The sequence below is a fragment of the Komagataeibacter sp. NFXK3 genome (assembly GCF_054182245.1).
This window is the reverse complement of record NZ_JAPIVJ010000052.1, coordinates 1-4197: the sequence shown is the minus strand read 5'-3', so window position 1 is coordinate 4197 and position 4197 is coordinate 1. Positions and strand designations below refer to the sequence as shown.

At 57.2% G+C, this 4197-nt stretch carries 8 protein-coding genes; 6 read left to right on the top strand and 2 right to left on the bottom strand.

The features are described from left to right. On the bottom strand, positions 1-543 hold a 543-nt coding region (mobQ, locus tag OQZ28_RS17180; protein ID WP_458136682.1), incomplete at its 3' end, for a MobQ family relaxase. A 172-nt stretch (positions 544-715) separates the two neighbouring features. Between mobQ and OQZ28_RS17175 the strand changes: the two genes are divergently transcribed. The 6 genes from OQZ28_RS17175 to OQZ28_RS17150 all read left to right on the top strand — a co-directional run bounded on the left by OQZ28_RS17175 (position 716) and on the right by OQZ28_RS17150 (position 3543). Further along, on the top strand, positions 716-973 hold the full coding sequence (locus tag OQZ28_RS17175) for a mobilization protein (RefSeq protein ID WP_194269099.1): 258 nt from the start codon (positions 716-718) through the stop codon (positions 971-973). Continuing rightward, complete coding sequence (locus OQZ28_RS17170) at positions 970-1506, top strand: replication protein (protein ID WP_194269098.1); 537 nt, start codon at positions 970-972, stop codon at positions 1504-1506. The genes OQZ28_RS17175 and OQZ28_RS17170 overlap by 4 nt, the downstream gene beginning before the upstream one ends. Before the next feature lie 329 nt (positions 1507-1835). Further along, the gene (locus tag OQZ28_RS17165; RefSeq protein ID WP_194269094.1) at positions 1836-2435 is read left to right on the top strand and encodes a helix-turn-helix domain-containing protein; all 600 of its coding nucleotides are present in this window, start codon (positions 1836-1838) and stop codon (positions 2433-2435) included. Further along, positions 2432-2605 (top strand): hypothetical protein, encoded by a 174-nt coding sequence (locus OQZ28_RS17160; protein WP_165919977.1) that lies wholly within the window; start codon positions 2432-2434, stop codon positions 2603-2605. Before OQZ28_RS17165 ends, OQZ28_RS17160 begins: the two co-directional genes overlap by 4 nt. After that, positions 2595-2867 carry a type II toxin-antitoxin system RelE/ParE family toxin gene (locus OQZ28_RS17155; protein ID WP_194269095.1) on the top strand — a complete coding sequence of 91 codons (273 nt, stop codon included), beginning with the start codon at positions 2595-2597 and terminating at the stop codon, positions 2865-2867. The genes OQZ28_RS17160 and OQZ28_RS17155 overlap by 11 nt, the downstream gene beginning before the upstream one ends. Positions 2868-2886: 19 nt before the next feature. Continuing rightward, positions 2887-3543 carry a homing endonuclease associated repeat-containing protein gene (locus OQZ28_RS17150; protein ID WP_194269096.1) on the top strand — a complete coding sequence of 219 codons (657 nt, stop codon included), beginning with the start codon at positions 2887-2889 and terminating at the stop codon, positions 3541-3543. Positions 3544-3557: 14 nt separating this feature from the next. Here OQZ28_RS17150 and OQZ28_RS17145 read toward each other — a convergent pair. Beyond that, the coding region (locus OQZ28_RS17145) for a MobA/MobL family protein (protein ID WP_458136681.1) at positions 3558-4197 on the bottom strand (640 nt) is incomplete at its 5' end.

Below are 4197 nucleotides of genomic sequence, written 5' to 3'. Positions count from 1 at the left end.
CTGATTTACCTGACGGGCCCAAACTTCCCGCAAACGCTCAATCTCCCCCGAGGCCGTGCTGGCAACGTCCAGAACCCGCGTCTTAGCTCCCAGACCATCCGCTCCGGCCGTTCGGGTCGTGGTCAGAATGTGCGCGTGATGGTTCCGGTTGTCTCCTTCCCGGCCGGGTTCATGGATCGCCACATCGGCCACCACCCCGTACCGCTCCACCAGCTCGGCCGCGAAATCCCGAGCCAATTCCTTCCGTGCGCCCGCATCCAGTTCGGCCGGTAACGCCAGCTCGTATTCCCGGCCGGTCTTGGCATCTTTCCGCTTCTCTGCCGCCTCGGCTGCGTTCCACAGGGCGTTCCGGTCCTGCGCCCAGTCCGCGCCATCCGGGGCCACGATGAACGCATCCTCTACCCCCTGCTTACGGGTGTAGTCGTGCGTCAGGCCCTGCCGCTCGTCCGTCAGTTCCTGACCGGCACGATAGGCCGCCGCAGCCACAACGCTGCGACCTGCCGAACGCGATATGGATTTGACGGACAGGTGGTAGATCGCCACGTCTCGCTCCGTTCAGGAAGGGTTCAGGGAAGGAACGTCCCCGACGCACGCATTGGAACAATGCTAAAGTGCGCCCTTTACTCCTTCGTCGCAAGGGTTGTTTCGACTCCCGTCGAGAGGCAAGAATGTCTTGGAAACAGGGCAGACGGAAAGAGGAAATGCTGTGCCGGAACTGACGCCCATCGAACGGGCCAGACAACAGGTCGAGCAGGCCAAGGCCCGGTATCAGGCTTTGCTCGCCAGACAGACCGCTGAGGAACGCAAGAAGGACACCCGCCGCAAGGTCATTCTCGGGGGGCTGCTGATCGATGCGGCCGGGAAGGATGAACGCTTCGGACGGGTCATTGACGAACTGATGAAACGCATCACCCGAGACCATGACCACAAGGCGTTCGAGGGCTGGCAGAAGCCGGAACCTGACAAGTCATGACCGACGAACGCGAGCTGAATGACGGACTGGCCGCGTTCGACCAGCTCGGCCGGGAAATGGCGGAGACGAACCGTCTGCTCCGGGCCGTTCGATCCGATCAGGCCACTCGAAACCAGCAGGAACACACCCTGTCGGCCGAAATGCAGGCCGCGCTCAAACAGGCCACAGAAGCTTCACAGGAGGCGCTACAGGCCAGTCAGACGGAAATACGTTCATCTCTACTCTGGACAGGTCTAACAGCCTTCCTGATCGTTCTGGTGGCGTTTGGCGGTGGATATTTCTTCGGTCAGCGGTCCGGGTGGGAAACCGGACATGCGGAAGGATACCAGAAAGCCCGCAATCAGGAGGCTGCCGCGAGCTGGGCGAACACCACGGCCGGACAGCGGGCTTATGGCCTCGATCGACGGGGCAGCCTCGATCTGCTGTCCCTGTGCCAGGGGAACGGCTGGACCACAGAACGCCAGAAAGGTGGCACGGTCTGTTTCCCAAACGCGGACGCCAAGGGGAACATCACGGGCTGGTATCTTCCCTGACCGTCACCGGGATGGGAAAGCCGGCCAGCCCCTCCATCGCTTCCTGAGCCATTTTCTCTCGCCCGATTCTGCTGGCGTTACAGGGTCTGGGCGAGCGCGGAGCGGAAGCGGCGTAGCCCGCCCGCAGGGCGCCGGAACAGGTCTCGAAATGGCAGTTTTCCACCGGAAAAAGGGGGGACAACAGGGGGATTAGATTCTTTTCTTTTTCTTAGGGATCGCCACACCCCGCAGAAATCCAGAAGAAAAGGCTTGTTTTAAGTCCCGGAATCCGGGACTAATTGATCCCGGAATCCGGGACTTAAAAACGGGTTCTCCACAAGGAGCGAAGTATGGCCCAAATTGTGCGCCTCACCACAAGGCAGCAGCGATCCGAACAGGAGGAAGCCGCACAGGCGGCCGAGCAGCTCTCGCTCCTGTCTGAAGAACTGCTGAAGCATCTGCCGGGAGAGGCGCGTTTAGCCCTTTCCAAGATCACACACGCGCTCCAGAAGGCAGCGCGACCAGACACTACCGAAGGGCTTTGGCCGGGAGGTTTCACCATGTTGAGCCGTATGCAGACCGCTGCGATCTGGGACGCCATCCGCGCCCTGCCATCCGATGACCGGCCTCATCAGGTCCGCCATGCCTTCGATCTGGTGCTGCTTAATCTCCGGCAGGACACCGGCGAGGTGCTGCTTAACCGTGACCAGCTCGCCAAGGAAATCGGCTGTGCCCCTAGGCATGTCAGCACCATCATGGGCACGCTGGAAAAAATGGGCGTAATCCGCCGCGAACGCCGCAAAATCGAGGGAATGCAGGGTCGAGGCGTAGCCGTGTATTTCATTAACCCGCATGTGGCATGGAATGGCTCGCTAGATATCCGCAAGGCACAGGCCACGGAAACACGGCCGCCCATGCAACTCGAACTTCTGCATGGAGGTGCGTCATGACTGACCTTTCCGACGAACTGGCTGCCAAAAGAGCTGCGATCCGCAAGGCACGGAGCAGCACGAAACCGGCTGTCCCGGCCGAACAGGTGCTGGCAATTCTGAAAGCTGATCTGGCCCGCGTTCAGGCAGCTATTGACGCCCTGCCGCACGAGGAACGGCGTGCGGGTTGAATGGTCCGATGAAGCCCTGACAGACCGGGCCGCCATCGTTGACTATCTGCTTCCGCGCAATCCTCACGCGGCCAAACGGATTTTGCTCCGGCTGATCGACGCCACTACCGACCTTGCCATGTTTCCCAGCATAGGCAGGGAAGGGGAAGACAACATTCGCGAGTGGGTTGTCGTGCATCCCTATGTCTTACTCTACGAAGTCGATGAAACCGCCAAAGTCGTAAAAGTTCTCCGAATTTGGCATATGTCGCAGGATAGATAATTACAGTTGATATTAAATAATGAAATACACTCTTGATACTCACCACAGAAATTCTTCTGAAGAAGAGCTGATATCTGACGTTATTAACGTCGCAAAAAAGTTAAACAAGGATAAAATAACAATAGATGAATACAACGATCTTGGTAAATTCCACGCAACAACACTAACAAGAAGGTTCGGTTCTTGGTTTCTCGTATTAGAGAAGGCAGGATTAAAGAAGACTAGAAATTTAAATATTACAAATGACGAATTATTTGAAAACATTGTAACGGTTTGGAATACCACAGGTCGCCAACCGAGGTATAATGACATAAAACCATCTATCTCTTTATTTTCAGCCGGGACTTACGAAAAACGCTTCGGTAGTTGGCGAAAAGCTTTAGAGGCTTTTGTAGCATGGGCAAATGATGCTGATGTTGCCAAGTCAGAGCCAAACATCGAAAAAAATATAAGTATAAATAAATCTCCAAGAAATATAAATTGGCGATTACGAGCGCTAGTTCTTATGCGTGATGGCGCTTCCTGCCAAATGTGCGGAGCTACTCCTCAATCTGGCGCTAAATTACACGTTGATCATATAATCCCATGGAGCAAAGGTGGCGAAACAACTTTACAAAACCTTCAATCTCTATGTGAGAAATGCAATATCGGCAAAAGCAATATAATGCCCGAATAAATAACTCTATGTTTTTAAAATCCGATACTTGGCCCCCGATCACGGGACCGCCTAAATGTCGGTTGTTCAATCTCTTTGGCGCGCCGCTTCTGCCGTTCCATCTCGGCGGCTTTCCGGGCTTCCTCAGCCGCCCGTATGTCCTGCTGGCGCTGCATTTCCCGCCTGATCTCAGCCTGACGCGCCAACTCCTTCCGCTGGCGTTCGGCCTCCCTCTCCCGCTCCATCCGCTGCCCGATCTTCCGGGCCAGACCGACCGCCAGCCGCGCCCGCTTCTCAAGGCCGGAGAACAGCTCCTGCGCCTTCTCCACGGCCTTGCGGGCCGTTTCCAGAACCCGGTTCCGCTCGCGGATCTCCGCGTTCTGCTTCCCGAGATCCGTCACCGGCTCCCGGCCAGGGTTCTCGCGGCCCGCCTGACGCTCTAGGGCGGTCGCTGACACACCCATGTGCCGGGTTGGCTCCTGTTCATTCCCCTGGCGTTCGAAGCTCCGGTGATCCACCCGCTGTTCGACCTGGTGCCGTTCCAGCGCCTGATTTACCTGACGGGCCCAAACTTCCCGCAAACGCTCAATCTCCCCCGAGGCCGTGCTGGCAACGTCCAGAACCCGCGTCTTAGCTCCCAGACCATCCGCTCCGGCCGTTCGGGTCGTGGTCAGA